Origin of the sequence: Streptomyces sp. NBC_00859 (assembly GCF_045161865.1) — a bacterium.
Lineage (GTDB): Bacteria > Actinomycetota > Actinomycetes > Streptomycetales > Streptomycetaceae > Streptomyces.
The window spans coordinates 1,598,811-1,616,574 of record NZ_CP108826.1; the positions used below are offsets into that span (position 1 = coordinate 1,598,811).

General features: G+C 67.0%; 11 protein-coding genes. 5 read left to right on the plus strand and 6 right to left on the minus strand.

Going from position 1 to position 17,764, the window contains the following annotated elements; translation table 11 throughout:
• Positions 1 to 99: 99 nt before the first annotated feature.
• The 4 genes from OG584_RS06735 to ngcE all read right to left on the minus strand — a co-directional run bounded on the left by OG584_RS06735 (position 100) and on the right by ngcE (position 4,885).
• Positions 100 to 1,299, minus strand: coding sequence for an ROK family protein (locus OG584_RS06735; RefSeq protein ID WP_405783908.1), 1,200 nt, complete (start codon positions 1,297 to 1,299; stop codon positions 100 to 102).
• Positions 1,300 to 1,541: 242 nt separating this feature from the next.
• A complete protein-coding gene (locus OG584_RS06740; RefSeq protein ID WP_405776029.1) occupies positions 1,542 to 2,465 on the minus strand; it encodes a carbohydrate ABC transporter permease in 924 nt (307 codons plus the stop codon).
• Position 2,466: 1 nt separating this feature from the next.
• On the minus strand, positions 2,467 to 3,390 hold the full coding sequence (locus tag OG584_RS06745; protein WP_405776031.1) for a carbohydrate ABC transporter permease: 924 nt from the start codon (positions 3,388 to 3,390) through the stop codon (positions 2,467 to 2,469).
• 49 nt (positions 3,391 to 3,439) lie between these two features.
• Complete coding sequence (ngcE, locus tag OG584_RS06750; protein WP_405776033.1) at positions 3,440 to 4,885, minus strand: N-acetylglucosamine/diacetylchitobiose ABC transporter substrate-binding protein; 1,446 nt, start codon at positions 4,883 to 4,885, stop codon at positions 3,440 to 3,442.
• A 472-nt stretch (positions 4,886 to 5,357) separates the two neighbouring features.
• On the opposite strand from ngcE, the gene OG584_RS06755 reads away from it, so the two are divergent.
• The 3 genes from OG584_RS06755 (at position 5,358) to xylA (ending at position 11,761) form a co-directional block, all read left to right on the plus strand.
• Positions 5,358 to 9,182: a GH92 family glycosyl hydrolase gene (locus tag OG584_RS06755; protein WP_405776035.1), complete on the plus strand. Its 3,825-nt coding sequence runs from the start codon at positions 5,358 to 5,360 to the stop codon at positions 9,180 to 9,182.
• Positions 9,183 to 9,335: 153 nt separating this feature from the next.
• Entirely contained in the window at positions 9,336 to 10,325 is a 990-nt protein-coding gene (locus OG584_RS06760; protein ID WP_405776037.1) for an aldo/keto reductase, read from the plus strand.
• Positions 10,326 to 10,591: 266 nt separating this feature from the next.
• Complete coding sequence (gene xylA, locus OG584_RS06765; protein WP_405776039.1) at positions 10,592 to 11,761, plus strand: xylose isomerase; 1,170 nt, start codon at positions 10,592 to 10,594, stop codon at positions 11,759 to 11,761.
• A gap of 129 nt (positions 11,762 to 11,890) precedes the next feature.
• Here xylA and acnA read toward each other — a convergent pair whose 3' ends face one another.
• Entirely contained in the window at positions 11,891 to 14,605 is a 2,715-nt protein-coding gene (acnA, locus tag OG584_RS06770; protein ID WP_405776041.1) for an aconitate hydratase AcnA, read from the minus strand.
• A 583-nt stretch (positions 14,606 to 15,188) separates the two neighbouring features.
• Here acnA and OG584_RS06775 point away from each other — a divergent pair.
• The gene (locus tag OG584_RS06775) at positions 15,189 to 15,608 is read left to right on the plus strand and encodes an ASCH domain-containing protein (RefSeq protein ID WP_405776043.1); all 420 of its coding nucleotides are present in this window, start codon (positions 15,189 to 15,191) and stop codon (positions 15,606 to 15,608) included.
• A 178-nt stretch (positions 15,609 to 15,786) separates the two neighbouring features.
• Here OG584_RS06775 and OG584_RS06780 read toward each other — a convergent pair whose 3' ends face one another.
• The gene (locus OG584_RS06780) at positions 15,787 to 16,827 is read right to left on the minus strand and encodes a hypothetical protein (RefSeq protein ID WP_405776045.1); all 1,041 of its coding nucleotides are present in this window, start codon (positions 16,825 to 16,827) and stop codon (positions 15,787 to 15,789) included.
• A 740-nt stretch (positions 16,828 to 17,567) separates the two neighbouring features.
• Between OG584_RS06780 and OG584_RS06785 the strand changes: the two genes are divergently transcribed.
• Entirely contained in the window at positions 17,568 to 17,762 is a 195-nt protein-coding gene (locus tag OG584_RS06785) for a hypothetical protein (protein WP_405776047.1), read from the plus strand.
• Positions 17,763 to 17,764: the final 2 nt, after the last annotated feature.

The window sequence follows — 17,764 nt, forward strand, 5'->3', positions numbered from 1 at the left end:
GCCGCGACGTTGCGGCCGAGGTGCCTGGAGTCAACTCGGCCGCCGGGCCAGCGTCAAGGAGTAAATCCTTAACGAGATGGCAACGGTGTCATTCGTTATCTAAGTGAAGACAGGAGTACTGGTCGGCAGCGCAGCGTCCAAAAGGCTCGAATCGCCCATTTCGCTGAGCACCAGGGCCAGTGCGCCGAGTACTTCGGCCCTGCCCCCGAGAGCCCCGGGAAGCACCGAGAGCTGTCGCGCGGCGCTGGGGATCGCGTACCTGCCGACCGACTCGCGGATCGGCCCGAGCACCAGCTCACCGGCCTCGGCCAGGTCTCCGCCGAGCACCACCCTGGTGGGGTTCAGGAGGTTGCAGAGGTTGGCCACGCCGCTGCCGATGTGCCGGCCGACGTCCGCGACCACCCGGCGGCAGCCCGGATCACCCCCGCGGGCGAGCTGGACGACCCGCTCGATGGTCAGATCCGTCCCGTGACTGGACTCCAGCAGGGGCAGGACGTACCGGGCCGCCGTGAAGGTCTCCAGGCACCCCCGGTTGCCGCAGCGGCAGACAGGGCCCGACTCGTCGAGCGTGATGTGCCCGATCTCGCCGGCCGTGCCGCCGGGGCCCCGGTAGATCTGTCCGTCGATCACCAGACCGGCGCCCACGCCGCTGGCGACCTTGATGTAGGCGAGGTCCCTGACCCCGCGGCCGCTCCCCCAGACCAGCTCGCCGAGTGCCCCCAGGTTGGCGTCGTTGTCGACGTACACCGGGACGCCGAGCCTGGCCGCCAGCTCCTCGCTCGGGTTGATGCCCGTCCAGCCCGGGAGGATCGACGTGGAGCCGAGGGTGCCCGACTCGACGTCGATCGGCCCCGGCACCCCGAGCCCGACGCCGACCACCTTGTCGGCGCCGATGCCGGTCGCCTCGATCAGCCGGTTGACCAGCTCCTCGGCCCTTCCGAAGCCCTCGGCGGACGAGGCGTCCACGTCGAGCGGCTCGGACTCCTCGGCGAGCACCTGGTGGGCGAGGTTGCCGACCGCCACCCGCAGGTGGGTATGGCCGAAATCGACCCCGATGACGATGCCCGCGGAGCCGCTCAGCGACACGCTGCGGGCCCTGCGTCCGCCGGCCGATGTCGGGGTGACCTCGACCGTGCCGCCCTCTTTCAGTTCGCGAACGATATTGGAGACCGTGGCTGCCGAGAGCCCGGTGCTGCGGGCGATCTCCGCCTGAGTGAGCGAGCCCGCCATACGCACCGCGCGCACGACCCGCTCAAGGTTGGCCCGGTGCAGAGATGTCTGCGACCCCGGAGTCTCCATCGACTCATCCACTCCTGCCATGGGTGGACGGCACGACGGCCGTCCCCGCGCGGGGCGCGTCTGTTGAGCCCCCGCCCTATCTCCAACATGTGAACCCTCAGCTGACCCTTTAGCGCTCTCTCCCGTCAAGACCTTGAGCAAGGGCAGACACGGATGAGCGCCGCCTCCCCGGGAGGAAAAGGACGAACCGCCCGACGGCGGCTGCCGTCGGGCGGTTCGGGTGCGGACCAGAAGCGGAAGCTCTACTTCAGCGCCCCCGCGGTGAGTCCTGCGACGACCTGCCGCTGGAAGATGATGTAGGCCGCGAGGACCGGCAGCATCGCCATCACCAGACCGGCGAAGAGGCCGGAGTAGTCACCCTTGTAGCCCTGGCTGGTGGCCAGTTCGACGAGGCCCTGGGCCAGCACCCGCTGCTTCGGGTCGGTGTTCAGCACCGTAGGCAGCAGGTACTGGTTCCACTGGCCGAGGAAGTTGAAGATGCCGACGCTGATCAGGCCGGGCTTGGCCATCGGCAGCATCACCTGGAAGAACGTCCTGGTGTGCGACGCACCGTCGAGCGTCGCCGCCTCCGCCACTTCTCCCGGCAGTGTCCGGAAGAACGAGGTGAGGAAGAAGACGGTGAACGGCAGTGAGTAGGCGATGTAGACCAGGACCAGGCCCTGGGTCGTGTTCAGCAGACTCATGTTGTTCATGACGAAGAACAGCGGCACCAGCGCCAGGATGATCGGGAAGCTCATCCCTCCGACGAAGAGGAAGTAGATGAAGCGGTTCCCCGGGAAGTCGAAGCGCGCCAGCACATAGGCCGCCATGGAGCCGAGCAGCAGCGTACCGACGAGCGAGCAGCCGACGACCACGATGGTGTGCCCGAAGTACTGGCCCATGTGCGCCTGGCCCCAGGCGCGGGACCAGTTCTCGAAGTGCAGCCTGTCGGGCAGCTTCCAGGGCTCGGCGAGGATGTCGTGGTCGTTCTTGAACGAGGACATCACCGCCCACACCAGCGGTACGACGACCAGGACCGCCCAGATGATCAGGACGCCGTGCGAGAAGACGTTGAGGGTGCCGCCCTCACTCTTCTTCTCGCGGGGAGCCGCGGGCTCCGGCTTCGTCAGCTGCACGGGCTCCGGGTCCTCGGTGACCTCGGCCGGAGGGGTGTCAGTGGTCTTCATCTCAGAACTCCAGCCGCTCGCGCCGGCCCAGTCGCATCACGATGGCGGCGAACACCATGGTGAGCACGAGGAGGGCGACGCCGATCGTTGTCGCGTATCCGGCCTGGCCGTCGCGGAACGCCGTCTGGTAGACGAACAGCGGCAGCACGGTGGTCGATTGGGCGGGGCCACCCGGGCCCACACTCATGATGTTCACCGCGGCGAACGCCTCGGCGCCGAGGGACAGGATGCCCATGTACACCCAGCCCGACTGCACGGTGTCCCAGAGCAGCGGAAGGGTGATCCGGAAGAAGGTCGTGACCCGGCTCGCGCCGTCCAGCAGCGCCGCCTCGTAGAAGTCCTTCGGAATGGACGCCATGCCCGCCGAGAAGAGCACCACGAAGAAACCGACCTGCGACCAGACGAGGACGGCGAAGATGCACCAGAGGGCCAGCTTCGGGTCACCGAGCCAGTCCGGCTGGATGCTGTCGAGGTGGACCGCGCTCAGAGCACCGTTGAGGATGCCCCCGTCAGGGTTGTAGATGAACCTGAAGAGCAGCGCGACGATCGCGATCGACAGCACCTGCGGGAAGAAGTACGCGATCTTGTAGAACCCCGAACCGCGTACGCCCGCGATGGCGGAGCCCTTACGGCGCCGGCCACCGACATTCAGCATGAAGGCGAAGAACAGCGCGAGTGCGAGCGTCACCAGCGGCAGCAGCAACACGAACAGCACGCTGTGTTCCAGGGACTTCCAGAAGGTGGAGTCGTGGAACATCCGGCTGTAGTTGTCGAAGCCGACCATCTTGAAGTCCGGGCTCAGGCCGGTCCAGTCGGTGAACGAGTAATAGATCGACTGAATGAACGGCCATATGACGAAGACTGCGTACAACGCCAGTGGGGCTGTCAAGAACCCCACAATGAACCGGTACTTACCTTGTTGCATGGTTACCGACCCCGATCTTCCGGCGGGTGCCGCCGCTGGTGACGCGTGCTCACTGGTGCTTGTAGTGCTTGATCGAAGAGTCCTTGGCAGCCGCGTCCGCGTACTGCTGACACTTCTTGACGGCCTCGGCCGGGGTCATACGGCCCGCCATCATCTCACCGAGGACGGAGACACCGATCTGCTCCTTCTGGAGCTTCACGTACCAGTCCTGGAGCCTCGGGTTGACCACGTTGTCGCCCGCAGCCTTCAGCACGTCGATGCCCGACTGGAGCGCCGTCGACAGCTGCAGGCCCTCGGTGCCGCCGTTGAAGGCGGACAGCGACTTGACCTTGGTGGTGAAGTTCTTGGAGGAGGCCTCGCTGAGCATGATGCGCAGCTGGTCCATACCGGCCTGGGGGTTCTTCGCGTTCCTCGGGACGATGAAGGGCTCACCGCCCGCGGCCCAGATGGTGCCGTACGGCATCTTGTCCGAGGAGTCCAGGCTGGACGGCGCGCCGACCTTCATCTGGAAGTCCTTGGGCGTGGTCTTCGCCGCCTCGTTCTCCACCCAGGAGCCGTCGGGGATGAAGAGCGCCTTGCCCTCGGTCCACGCCGTCTGGGACTGGATGTGGTCGATACCGGGCGTGCCCTTGAGGATGTAGCCCTTCTTGAAGAGCTCGTAGTAGGCGTCGAACCCGGCCTTGACCGCGGGGTGCTTCCAGGCGTTCGGTGCCAGGTCGTCGATGTCGTCGAGGACCTTGCGGCCGCCGATCTTGCCGATGAAGGGGAAGAGCGAGAAGGGCAGGTAGTACGGGTACTTGCCCGCGTACGTCCAGCCCGCGATGCCCTTCTTCTTCGCCTTGGCACAGACGGCGAGCATGTCGTCCCAGGTCTTGGGGTACTCGACGCCCAGCTTGTCCAGGTTGGTCTGGGAATACCACACGCCATAGACGGTGTACGCGTAGTTCAGGATCCAGCACGGCTCACCGTCGTACTGGCCCATCTCCACGATGCCCGGCCGCAGGGTGTCCCTGACCTTCTTGCTCGGGTCGTCGACGGAGGGCGCGTCCAGCAGCGGCGTCAGGTCGGTCAGCTGGTTCTTGCCGACCAGGACACCCATGTCCATCTGCTCGGCGCCCGAGTTGTCGATCAGGTCCGGCGGGGTGCCGCCGTTGAAGCGCGGCTGCAGCTCGGACTGGATCTTCTGCGTGGACGAGAAGTGCACCTTCGACTTCGGGTGCGCCTTCGCGTACAGCTTGTTCGCGTCCTTGGCGTATTCGGTGCCGAAGCCGCCGTCGAAGATGACCATGTCGAGCGGGGCGGTCTCGTTCACACCCAGCGGGTTACTGGCGCTCGTCTTGCCCTTTTTGACCTTGTCGTCGCCGCTGCTGTCACTGCTCGCGCAGGCAGAGAGGAAGCTCATCGCCGGAACGGTGATCAGGCCGAGAGCGGCAGACCGCTTGATCAGATCACGACGGCCGAGGCCCTCATTGGTGCGGGCGGAGGTGGATCCCATGCTCAAGTCCTCGCCTTCTACAGGACTCAGGCGGTGTACCGGTCGCCCGTTGAGAATTCGCCTCAGGCGAAGGGCCCCGCCACCGCGTTCAGTTGACGCTGGGTTGTACTGGCTGCAGGAGGGAAAGCTCGGGAATACGGCCGGGGCTGCCTTGAAGCCCCCCGCCCCGATCCCCTCCCCCCTGGCCCGCCGCCGAAGACACGGCTAGGCGGACGTCGACAGGTATAGTCCACTTCCCTTCGACTGGGCAAGATCGAATGCAGGTTTGAACGCCAGTCTTTCCCGAGTTGAGACCTCACAGACATCTGGTGCACTCCGCCCATCGGGCGGCACCTCTCGTGAGAGCGCGTCCAATTCATCCGTCCGCGCGCCGTCAACACCCTTGACTCGGATGCCACTTACCTTCCTACTGGACCTTGCGCACCATCGTGACAACGTTGTCCAAAGCGTTTAGGTGAGAGGAAAGACCCTCATGCAGACCAGACCTCGGCACAGAGCAGGATCGGCAGGCGCCCTGGTGGCGGCCGCTTTTGTGCTCGTCGTGGCGGGGCAGGGCGCGGCCGTCGCCCGACCCGCCCAACCCCATGTAGGGGACAAGGGGTTCAGCTCCTCGTTCGAAGCGGACCAACCGCAGCCGGATTGGCGTAATACCGTAGAAGTAGGCCCGGACGGTCATAAACGTTCCTCCGGTATCGATGGCACCACTAATGCCGGAATACCAGGCAATGTCACTGATCATGTCGTCACCCTGCGGGCCAGTGACGAGAACGCGGGAAGCGGCGAGGGCAAAGGCAGCCTCGTCGACATCAACCCGGACACCAAGTGGCTGGCGTTCCATCCCACGGCATGGGTGGAGTTCGATCTGGACGAGGCGGTCAAGCTCAAGACCTACGCGCTGACGTCCGCCAACGATCACGACGAGCGCGACCCGAAGGACTGGACCCTCCAGGGATCCGCCGACGGCAAGGACTGGAAGACACTCAGCACCCAGCAGGGTCAGGACTTCGACAAGCGGGCTCAGACGAAGTCGTACGACATCGCGGGCGCGGACACCGCGTACGCGCACTACCGGCTGGACATCACGGCCAACCACGGAGCATCGGACGCGGTGCAGCTCGCCGACGTCCAGTTCTCGGACGGCGACACGGGCACGCCCCCGCCGTCGGACATGGTCACCCGGGTGGACAGCGGGCCCACCTCGTCGCCGACCGCCAAGACGGGCGCCGGTTTCACCGGAACCAGGTCGCTGCGGTACTCAGGCACACAGAAGGGCACGGGCCGGGCGTACTCGTACAACAAGGTCTTCGACGTCAATACCAGGATCAGCCGTAACACCGAGCTGTCCTACAAGGTGTTCCCGGAAATGGGGAAGACCGACCTGAACTATCCGTCCACCGACGTGGCGGTCGATCTGGCCTTCACCGACGGCACCTACCTGAGTGATCTGAAGGCCACCGACTCCAGCGGCGGGCTGCTGACGCCGCAGGGGCAGGGCGCGGCCAAGCGGCTGTACGTCAACCAGTGGAACGCGGTCTCCGCGGACATCGGGACGGTCGCGGCCGGCAAGACGGTCGACAGGATCCTGGTGGCGTACGACTCCCCCAAGGGCCCGGCGACGTTCCGGGGCTGGATCGACGACATCGCGCTGGCCGCCAAGAAGGCCGAGAAGCCGTCCGCGCATCTCTCGGACTACGCCCTCACCACCCGGGGCACCAATTCGAGCGGCTCCTTCTCGCGCGGCAACAACTTCCCGGCGACCGCGGTCCCGAACGGCTTCAACTTCTGGACGCCGGTCACCGACGCGGGCTCCACGAGCTGGCTCTACAACTACGCGAGTGGTAACAACGACGACAATCTGCCCACTCTGCAGGCCTTCAGCGCCAGCCACGAGCCGAGCCCCTGGATGGGCGACCGGCAGACGTTCCAGGTGATGCCGTCGGTCGCCTCGGGAATTCCGGACGCCTCCCGGACCAAGCGCGCACTCCCCTTCAAGCACGAGAACGAGGTAGCGAAGCCCGACTACTACGGGGTCACCTTCGAGAACGGTCTCAAGGCGGAGATGACGCCGACCGACCATGCGGCGATGATGCGGTTCACCTACCCCGGTGACAACGCGAGCATGATCTTCGACAACATCTCCAACGACGGCGGCCTCACGCTGGACCCGAAGACCGGCACCTTCAGCGGTTACTCGGACGTCAAGAGCGGCGGCTCCACCGGCGCGACCCGGATGTTCGTGTACGGCGTCGTCGACACCCCGGTCACCGCGAGCTCCAAGCTCACCGGCGGGGGCGGCGACAACGTCACCGGCTACATGCGCTTCAAGCCGGGCAAGGACCGTACGGTCACCCTGCGCATGGCCACCTCGCTCATCGGCGTGGACCAGGCGAAGTCAAACCTGGCCCAGGAGCTGCCCGCGTCGTCGACCTTCGCGGGGACCGAGGCGAAGGCGCGCTCCCAGTGGGACAAGATCCTCGGCAAGATCGAGGTGCAGGGTGCCACGCACGACCAGCTGACGTCGCTCTACTCCTCCATGTACCGGCTGTACCTGTACCCGAACTCGGGCTCGGAGAAGGTCGGCTCGAAGACGGAGTACGCCAGCCCCTTCTCGGCCAAGGCCGGTGACAACACGCCGACGCACACGGGCGCCAAGGTCGTGAACGGTTCGGTGTACGTCAACAACGGGTTCTGGGACACCTACCGGACGACCTGGCCCGCGTACTCCTTCCTCACCCCGAAGAAGGCCGGAAAACTGGTCGACGGCTTCGTCCAGCAGTACAAGGACGGTGGCTGGATCTCCCGCTGGTCCTCCCCCGGCTACTCCGACCTCATGACCGGTACCAGTTCGGACGTGGCGTTCGCGGACGCGTACGTCAAGGGCGTGAAGTTCGACGCGAAGGCGGCGTACGAGGCGGCCCTGAAGAACGCCACGGTCGTCCCGCCGAGCTCGGGCGTCGGCCGCAAGGGCATGGACACCTCGCCCTTCACCGGCTACGCCTCCACTGCGACCAACGAGGGCATGTCGTGGTCGATGGAGGGCTACGTCAACGACTACGGCATCGCGCAGATGGGCAAGGCGCTCTACAAGAAGACGCATGAAGCCCGTTACAAGGAGGAGTCCGACTACTTCCTCAACCGGGCGCAGAACTACGTCAAGCTCTTCGACCCGGAGGTCGGCTTCTTCCAGGGCAGGACCCCGGCAGGCGACTGGCGGCTCCCGGCGGACAAGTACGACCCCAGGGTCTGGGGTTACGACTACACGGAGACCGACGGCTGGGGGTACGCGTTCACCGCTCCGCAGGACTCGCGCGGTCTGGCGAACCTCTACGGCGGGCAGGCGGGTCTGGCGAAGAAGCTGGACACCTACTTCTCGACGCCCGAGACGGCGGGCCCCGAGTACACCGGCTCGTACGGCGGAGTCATCCACGAGATGACCGAGGCGCGCGACGTACGGATGGGCCAGTACGGGCACAGCAACCAGGTGGCGCACCACGTCACCTACATGTACGACGCGGCGGGTCAGCCCTGGAAGGCCCAGGAGAAGATCCGCGAGGTGCTCGGCCGGCTGTACACCGGCAGTGACATCGGCCAGGGCTACCACGGCGACGAGGACAACGGCGAGCAGTCGGCCTGGTACATCTTCTCCTCGCTCGGCTTCTACCCCCTGGTGATGGGCAGCGGTGAATTCGCCGTCGGCTCACCGCAGTTCACCAAGGCCACGGTGCACCTGGACAACGGCCGGGACCTGGTGGTCAAGGCTCCGCAGAACAGCACGAAGAACATCTACGTGCAGGGCCTCAAGGTGAACGGCAAGGCGTGGAACTCCACCGCGCTGCCGAACGACGTCCTGCAGAACGGCGGCACCCTGGACTTCGCCATGGGTCCGCAGCCGTCGAAGTGGGGCACCGGCAAGAAGGCGGCGCCGGTCTCCATCGCCAAGGACGACAAGGTGCCGTCGCCCCGCGAGGACGCGACGAGCGGTTCCGGCGCACTCTTCGACAACACGTCGAAGACGGACGCCTCGTTCACCTCGGCCGACCTTCCCGTGAAGTCGGCGACGCGGACCGTCCAGTACACCCTCACCTCGTCCGACAAGGCCAAGGCCCCGGCCGGGTGGAAGCTGGAGGGCTCCGACGACGGTACGAAGTGGACGACGCTGGACAAGCGCGCGGGTGAGTCGTTCGCCTACGACAAGCAGACCAGGGTCTTCTCCGTGGCCCACCCCGGTACGTACAAGAAGTACCGCCTGGTGAACACGGGGACAGCGACTCTCGCGGAGGTGGAGCTGCTGTCCTGACCACTGAGCCATCACCCGGAAGCGGGTGAACCGCTGGGGCCGGCCCGGGACTTCCGGGCCGGCCCCTCGGCATGTGCGGCGCCCCCGCCCTGCCCCGAGCGCCGGAACGGGACACTTGACCTCGAGTCCGCTCCAACACCTACGGTCGGGCACATGACTTCCACGCTTCCCGTCCGCCGCCTCGGCGAACTGTCCGTCTCCGCGCAGGGTCTCGGCTGCATGGGGATGAGCCACGGCTACGGCGCATCGGACGACGACCAGTCGATCGCGACCATCCACCGCGCCCTCGAACTGGGCGTCACCCTGCTCGACACATCCGATTTCTACGGCGCCGGCCACAACGAGGAGCTCATCGGCCGGGCGCTGGCCGGGCGACGTGAACAGGCTGTGCTGGCGACGAAGTTCGGCTTCGCCAACCAGTTGGGTGAGCCGGTCGCGATCCGGGGTGATGCCGCGTATGTGCGACAGGCCTGCGACGCGTCTCTGCGCAGGCTGGGCACCGATCACATCGACCTCTACTACCAGCACCGGGTCGACCCGGACGTCCCCATCGAGGAGACGGTCGGCGCCATGGCGGAGCTGGTCACGGCGGGCAAGGTCCGCCACCTGGGGCTCTCCGAGGCGAGCGCGGGAACCGTCCGGCGGGCGCACGCGGTGCATCCGATCGCCGCGCTGCAGAGCGAGTGGTCGCTGTGGACCAGGGACCTGGAGCAGGAGATCGCGCCCGTCTGCCGCGAGCTCGGTATCGGCCTGGTGCCGTTCTCGCCACTGGGCCGCGGCTTCCTGACCGGCAGGTACACCTCGCTGGACGGCCTGCCCGAGACCGACGTGCGCCGCAGCCAGCCCCGCTTCGCCGACGGCAATCTGCAGCAGAACCTCGCCATCGTGGACCGGCTGGACGAGCTTGCTTCCGCACGGGGTGTGACAGCCGGCCAGCTCGCCCTGGCCTGGGTCCAGCAGCGCGGATCCGACGTGGTGCCGATCCCGGGGACCCGCAGGGAGAAGTACCTGGAGGAGAACCTCGCGGCGGCGACCCTGGAGCTGTCGGCCACCGAACTCGCGGCGATCGACGAAGCGGCCCCGGCGGGCGCGGTCGCGGGCACCCGTTACGACAAGGGCAGCCTGCGCTTCGTCAACCGCTGAAGGACCGGGAGCGCTGGCAGCACTATTTCGATCCCATAAAAACAAATCGCGAGTGGCAGCGCCGCGCGGGCGCCGACGACGTACCCACGACGGTACGCCCTCGGCGCCCGCGCCCGTGACAGCTGCGCCGATCACCGGCGGCATCCCGCACGATGACGGCGCACCTCTGGAAACATTCGCCGCGATGCCGTATTAGTACTGTCGGCAAACAAATTGATCGGGCCGGCGGTGCGGCCGCCCGAGCCCTCGTCGACAAGAGGCTGAGTATGTCGGACCGTTTCACCCCCACCCCCGAGGACAGGTTCACCTTCGGTCTGTGGACCGTCGGCTGGCGGGGCAACGACCCCTTCGGCGAACCGACCCGTCCCGCCCTGGACCCCGTCGAGTCCGTGGAGCGTCTGGCGGAGCTGGGCGCGCACGGTGTGACCTTCCACGACGACGACCTGATCCCGTTCGGCTCGTCGGACAGTGAGCGTTCGGCGCTCGTCACACGGTTCAGGGACGCCCTGGACCGCACCGGTCTCAAGGTCCCGATGGCCACGACCAACCTGTTCACGCACCCGGTCTTCAAGGACGGCGGCTTCACGTCCAACGACCGTGATGTGCGGCGCTTCGCACTGCGGAAGGTCATCCGCAACATCGATCTCGCGGTGGAACTGGGCGCGCAGACATACGTGGCCTGGGGCGGCCGTGAAGGCGCCGAGTCCGGAGCGGCCAAGGACGTCAGGGTGGCACTCGACCGGATGAAGGAGGCCTTCGACCTGCTCGGCGAGTACGTCGTCGGCCAGGGGTACGACCTGCGCTTCGCCATCGAGCCCAAGCCGAACGAGCCGCGCGGCGACATCCTGCTGCCCACCGTCGGCCACGCGCTCGCGTTCATCGAGCGCCTGGAGCGTCCCGAGATGTACGGGGTGAACCCTGAGGTCGGCCACGAGCAGATGGCCGGGCTGAACTTCACCCACTCCATCGCGCAGGCCATCTGGGCGGGCAAGCTCTTCCACATCGACCTCAACGGCCAGTCCGGCATCAAGTACGACCAGGACCTGCGCTTCGGCGCAGGCGACCTGCGCCAGGCCTTCTGGCTCGTCGACCTCCTGGAGAGCGCCGGCTACGCGGGCCCGCGTCACTTCGACTTCAAGCCGGTCCGCACCGACGGCTTCGACGGCGTCTGGGAGTCGGCGAAGAACTGCATGCGCAACTATCTGATCCTCAGGGAGCGCGCGCTTGCGTTCCGCGCCGACCCGGCCGTCCAGGAGGCGCTGGCCGCCTCACGCCTGGACGAGCTGGCCCTGCCCACCGCGGAAGACGGTCTGGGCGGCCTGCTGGCGGACCGCTCGGCGTACGAGGAGTTCGACAGCGGCGCCGCCGCGGAGCGCAGCATGGCCTTCGAGGCGCTCGACCAGCTGGCCATGGAGCACCTGCTCGGCGTCGGCTGAGCAGGCTTGTCCCCGGGGCGCCCGAAAAGCGCGCACCGCGCCCGCCGGAGCCCGCGCACCGAAAAAGGGCCGTACCCCCGCAGTCTTCGCGGGGGTACGGCCCTTCGTGACCTCTCGGCCCCGTCCGCCCTACTTGCGGATCAGGTTGCGCAGCACGTACTGCATGATGCCGCCGTTGCGGTAGTAGTCCGCCTCACCGGGGGTGTCGATGCGCACGACCGCGTCGAACTCCACGCCGGTGTCGGTGGTGACCTTCACCGTGCGGGGCGTGGTGCCGTTGTTCAGCTCGGTCACACCGGTGAAGGAGAAGGTCTCCTGGCCGGTCAGGCCGAGTGTCTCGGCGGTCTGGCCCTCCGGGAACTGGAGGGGCAGGACGCCCATGCCGATGAGGTTCGAGCGGTGGATGCGCTCGTACGACTCGGCGATGACGGTGCGGACGCCGAGCAGCGCGGTGCCCTTGGCCGCCCAGTCGCGGGACGAGCCCGAGCCGTACTCCTTGCCCGCCAGGACGGTCAGCGGGATGCCGGCGGCCTGGTAGTTCTGGGAGGCGTCGTAGATGAACGAGACCGGCCCGTCCGCCTGGGTGAAGTCGCGGGTGTAGCCGCCCTCGGTGCCGGGCGCGATCTGGTTGCGCAGGCGGATGTTGGCGAACGTGCCGCGGATCATGACCTCGTGGTTGCCTCGGCGCGAGCCGTAGGAGTTGAAGTCGCGGCGCTCGACGCCGTGCTCCGTGAGGTACTTGCCGGCCGGGGTGTCGGCCTTGATCGCGCTGGCCGGGGAGATGTGGTCGGTGGTGACCGAGTCGCCCAGCTTGGCGAGGACCCGGGCCCCGGTGATGTCCTCGACCGGGGTCGTCTCCATCGTCATGCCCTCGAAGTAAGGGGGCTTACGGACGTAGGTGGACTCCGGGTCCCACTCGAAGGTGTTGCCGGTCGGGATCGACAGGGCCTGCCACTGGGCGTCACCCGCGAAGACGTCCTGGTAGGACTTGTTGAACATGTCCTCGCCGATGGTGTTCGCCACGACGTCGTTGACCTCGGCCTCGGTGGGCCAGATGTCCGCCAGGTGGACCGGCTTGCCGTCCTGGTCCGTCCCGAGCGCGTCCTTGGTGATGTCCACCTTCATGGAGCCCGCGATGGCGTACGCGACGACGAGCGGCGGGGACGCCAGGTAGTTCATCTTGACGTCGGGGTTGATGCGCCCCTCGAAGTTGCGGTTGCCCGAGAGCACCGACGTCACGGCTAGGTCGTGGTCGTTGACGGCCTTCGAGACCTCCTCGGGCAGCGGGCCCGAGTTGCCGATGCAGGTGGTGCAGCCGTAGCCGACGAGGTTGAAGCCGACCTTGTCGAGGTACGGGGTCAGGCCCGCCTTGTCGAAGTAGTCGGTGACGACCTTCGAACCCGGGGCGAGAGTGGTCTTGACCCAGGGCTTGCGGGTCAGGCCCTTCTCGACGGCCTTCTTGGCGACGAGCGCCGCTGCGACCATGACGTACGGGTTCGAGGTGTTGGTGCAGGAGGTGATCGCGGCGACGGTGACGGCGCCGTGGTCGATCTCGTACGTCGAACCGTCGGGGGCCGTGACCGTGGTCGGACGGCTCGGCACACCGTTGTGGGCGGCCGGGGCGTCGGAGGCCGGGAAGGACTCCTTGCCGGACTCCTCGTCCTCGGAGACGTAGTTGCGGACGTCCTGTGCGAACTGTGCCTTGGCGTTGGCGAGGACGATGCGGTCCTGCGGGCGCTTCGGGCCTGCGATGGAGGGGACGACCGTGGCGAGGTCGAGTTCCAGCTTCTCGGAGAAGTCGGGCTCGGCGGCCGGGTCGAGCCAGAGGCCCTGCTCCTTGGAGTACGCCTCGACGAGCGCGACCTGCTTCTCGTCCCGGCCGGTCAGGCGCAGGTACTTCAGCGTCTCGTCGTCGATCGGGAAGATCGCGGCGGTGGAGCCGAACTCCGGCGACATGTTGCCGATGGTGGCGCGGTTGGCGAGCGAGGTGGCGGCGACGCCCTCACCGTAGAACTCGACGAACTTGCCGACGACGCCGTGCTTGCGCAGCATCTCGGTGATCGTGAGGACCAGGTCGGTGGCGGTGGTGCCGGCGTTCAGCTCGCCGGTCAGCTTGAAGCCGACGACACGCGGGATGAGCATCGAGACCGGCTGGCCGAGCATCGCGGCCTCGGCCTCGATGCCGCCGACGCCCCAGCCCAGCACACCCAGGCCGTTGACCATGGTGGTGTGCGAGTCGGTGCCGACGAGGGTGTCGGGGTACGCCTGGCCGTTGCGGACCATGACGGTGCGGGCCAGGTGCTCGATGTTCACCTGGTGGACGATGCCGGTGCCCGGGGGGACGACCTTGAACTCGTCGAAGGCGGTCTGGCCCCAGCGCAGGAACTGGTAGCGCTCCTTGTTGCGGCCGTACTCCAGCTCGACGTTCTGCGAGAAGGAGTCCGACGTGCCGAACTTGTCGGCGATGACGGAGTGGTCGATGACCAGCTCGGCCGGGGCGAGCGGGTTGATCTGCGCCGCGTCACCGCCGAGCTCCTTCACGGCCTCGCGCATGGTGGCGAGGTCGACGACACAGGGCACGCCGGTGAAGTCCTGCATGATCACGCGGGCCGGTGTGAACTGGATCTCCTGGCTGGGCTGGGCCTGCGAGTCCCAGCCGCCCAGCGCCCGGATGTGGTCGGCGGTGATATTCGCGCCGTCCTCGGTACGCAGCAGGTTCTCCAGCAGCACCTTCAGGCTGTAAGGGAGGCGCGCGGAGCCCTCGACCTTGTCCAGCTTGAAGATCTCGTACGACTCGTCGCCCACGCGCAGCGTGCTGCGGGCGTCGAAGCTGTTCGCCGACACGACAGTCTCCTTCATCAAAGTGCGCGTACTACCGCGCCGCGCCTCATTTGCGGTCGGCGCCGCGTGGTGCCGCCTACGGCTGCTCGACCATCCGCTAAGGTAAGGATTAGTTAGGTAACCCTTACCGAGTCGCGGCCTGCGATGCGCCTCGGCAGATATCTCGATGTCGAGATAACTCTAGTACACGTCCGCGCAGAGGTCATGCGCGGACCGCTTTGACCACTCTCATCCAGTCGAGTCGTTTACTCGGCGAACCCAGCCGTTCCGCCTCCCGTCTCGGCGAACCTGGTCGTTCGGGTGATCGCGCTTGGGCGCTGGGTGACTGTACTGACTGGGGTGGATCCTGCGGAGCCGGATGCACGGAGTAGCTGCCTCCTACCCATCACGCCGGCAGGCAGCCCTCGACGGCGCCGTTGCTCACGGGCCTGCCAGCAGGAGAGCGACCGAAAACACCACCCGAAACAGAGCGAACAACCACGCGAAACAGCCAAATCGACCGTGCGCGTCCGGAGGCTTCTGTCCAGTCTCGGGCAGGGTGAAAAGCCGTGAGCCTTCAGGCCACAGGCTCGATAGCCTGCGTCGCATGAACCTCGATGTTCTTCCCACGGTGGAGTTCGCGTTCCCCGGTCCGCTGCGGGACCAGCTGGTCGCCGCGATCCTGTCCGGCGCCAAGACCACTACCTCCGGGCTGGTACTGGAATACGAGCGAGAGAACGAGCCGTTGCCCGAAATCGGCCGGCAGTCGGCCGTGGTCGACTCCGACGGGCGGCGGACAGCGGTGATCGAACTGACCGAGGTCCGGGTGATCCGGCTCGCCGACGTCGACCTGCAGCATGCCCTCGACGAGGGTGAAGGCGACACGTCGGTGGCCGAGTGGCGGGCCGGGCACGAAAGGTTCTGGCACAGCGCGGAGGTGCGCGAGGAACTGGGCGACCCCGATTTCACCGTCGACGACGACACCCAGGTGCTGGCCCAGCGCTTCCGGCTGGTGCACACGGCCTGACGAGCTCCCACAATCAGCGGTCCCTCACCTCGGCCGGGAGAGGTCCACCACTACCCGAGGGGTTCCGCCCGCATGCTCGGCGGTTTTCCGGAACCTGAGGTCGCAGGGTGATCGCACGGGTCAGGAGCGCGGCAGCTGCGGAGCTGGCGGCCGCCTCCGCGCCGAGCAGGGCACGGGCTCAGAACGACACCGTGAGGGAGATGACGACGATGTTGGCGAGGAGGTACAAGCCCGTCGTGACGGCGAAAACATGGTTGTTGAAGCGCCGCGCCGCTGGTCGTGCCATGGGATCGGTCAACAGCTTCATGAGGTAGGTGGTGTTGGCGACACCGACCAGTACGTAGAGCAGGCTCATGAAGTGGATCTCTTCGACCAGCGTCACGTTCAGGAAGGTGCCCAGCGCCTCGTCGACCGCCCGCAAGTTGAGCATGATCGTGAAGAGCGCGGTACCCAGAATCCCGAGCCGTGCGACCATCGCGACCTCGTTGTCCTTCGACCAGATCAGAAACGAGATCAGGGCGACCAGGAGAGCCACGTACACCGGCAGGATCTGCTTGCCGAAACTCGTGATGTCCTCTCGGGTCAGCTGGAACTCGATCACCAGCTGGGAGTAGTGACTGCTGCCTCCTTGCTTGAGCCGGGGATCGCCGAAGTTCGTCCTGTAGGGCGCGTCCCCGACACCGATCCGGAATTTCGTGATCTTGAAGTCGGCGGGATGGATCCTGGGGTTGTACGTGGAGTTCTTCGCATCCGCCCGGTAGACGAACCGCGACTTGTCCAGCCTGTTTTCCTCGACTTGGATCCGGACGACCTGTTTGTCGAACGGAAAGTTCGTCAGGTCCAGGGTCTGCCGGAAGGTCCCGGACACTTTGACCTGCGTCCAGTACTCGTTGCCCACCTTCTCGCTGGAAGGCGCGGTCAGCATCGTCTTCGTCGCGTTGGTGAATTCGAGACGCGGCACAGCGGCAAGATCCTTGCGTGGGCATACGCTCCACAGCCACAGGTCCGCGTTCACGGTGCCCTCGACCGGATCCACCCCGTAGAGGTCGGTGACGTAAGCCCCGACGTCGCAACTGGGCACGGCCGCAGCGGCGGGCGTGGCGGTGATCATCATGATCAGCACCGCGGCGGCAGCTGCGAGCAGCGCGCCTGCTCCCGACCGGAGTCCTGCCAGGAAGTCACGTCGGCCGTCCGCCGGCCCGCCGTACGAACGGGGCATACCTGCGAGCCTCCAAGGACACCAGCGGGAGCAGCAGGAACTGCCTCGGGGGGAGCGTTTCCACGCGGACCATAGCCCGGCGGCCGAGGCAAGATCGCGATCACAGCGGCCCGCCCCCGCAGACCGGCTCAGATGCACCCGGTCGGCCCATGCCCTGGGCCGCGGCGCACCGCGGCCGTCGACCACGCAGGCGGCATGCCCGTGATCGCCCAGGCCGGGCAGTGCCCCCTGTGCGGACAGGTGGCACTGCGGTGCGTGCGTTTTCGTCTCAACCGCATATCCGAGCCCGCGTGCCTCATCGAGTCCGGTCCGGTCCGGTCCCCGCGCGTCAGCGGAGACGGACGGCTCACCTCGCTGGGACAGGACAGCTCTGCCGGGCCCTCATCCAGTCGAGGCGTCTGTTCAGCGAACCCGCACGTCTCGCCTTCCGTCCCAGCGAGCCCAGCCGTGCGGGCGATCGTGCCGGAGCCGATGAGCGGGTACCGGCTGGGGTGGATCTTGGGGGGCCGTGCCCCGAGCCGCCCACACGGTCCAGCAGCGGACGGCGGCGACGCTCGTCCGCGCGGCGTCCACGTACGCCGAGCGGCAGCGAGCGGAGCACGCGCGGGGCCGGCGTGGCTCCGCTGCCGCGGAAGATCCAGCGTTCGCGGGACGGACTCCCGCCGACTTCACTGAACCATCATGGCCTTCACGCAATCCTCAATGCCACGAGCATCGGTTTCTGAGAACGGACACACGCCGTGAAGCAGTCAGCCATGTCACTGGTCCCGCCCAAGGCCGCGAGGGCGGTCATCGGCTGCGCGGCCGCCTCGCTGGTCCTCCTCTTCCTCGCCTCGCTGCCCGCGCTCGCCCGCGAGCACGCGGTACCGGACGGCCCCAAGGCCGTTCTGGCCAGCGGACTGTCCGACGGCGACGAGTGGAGCAGCCAGGGCTGAGC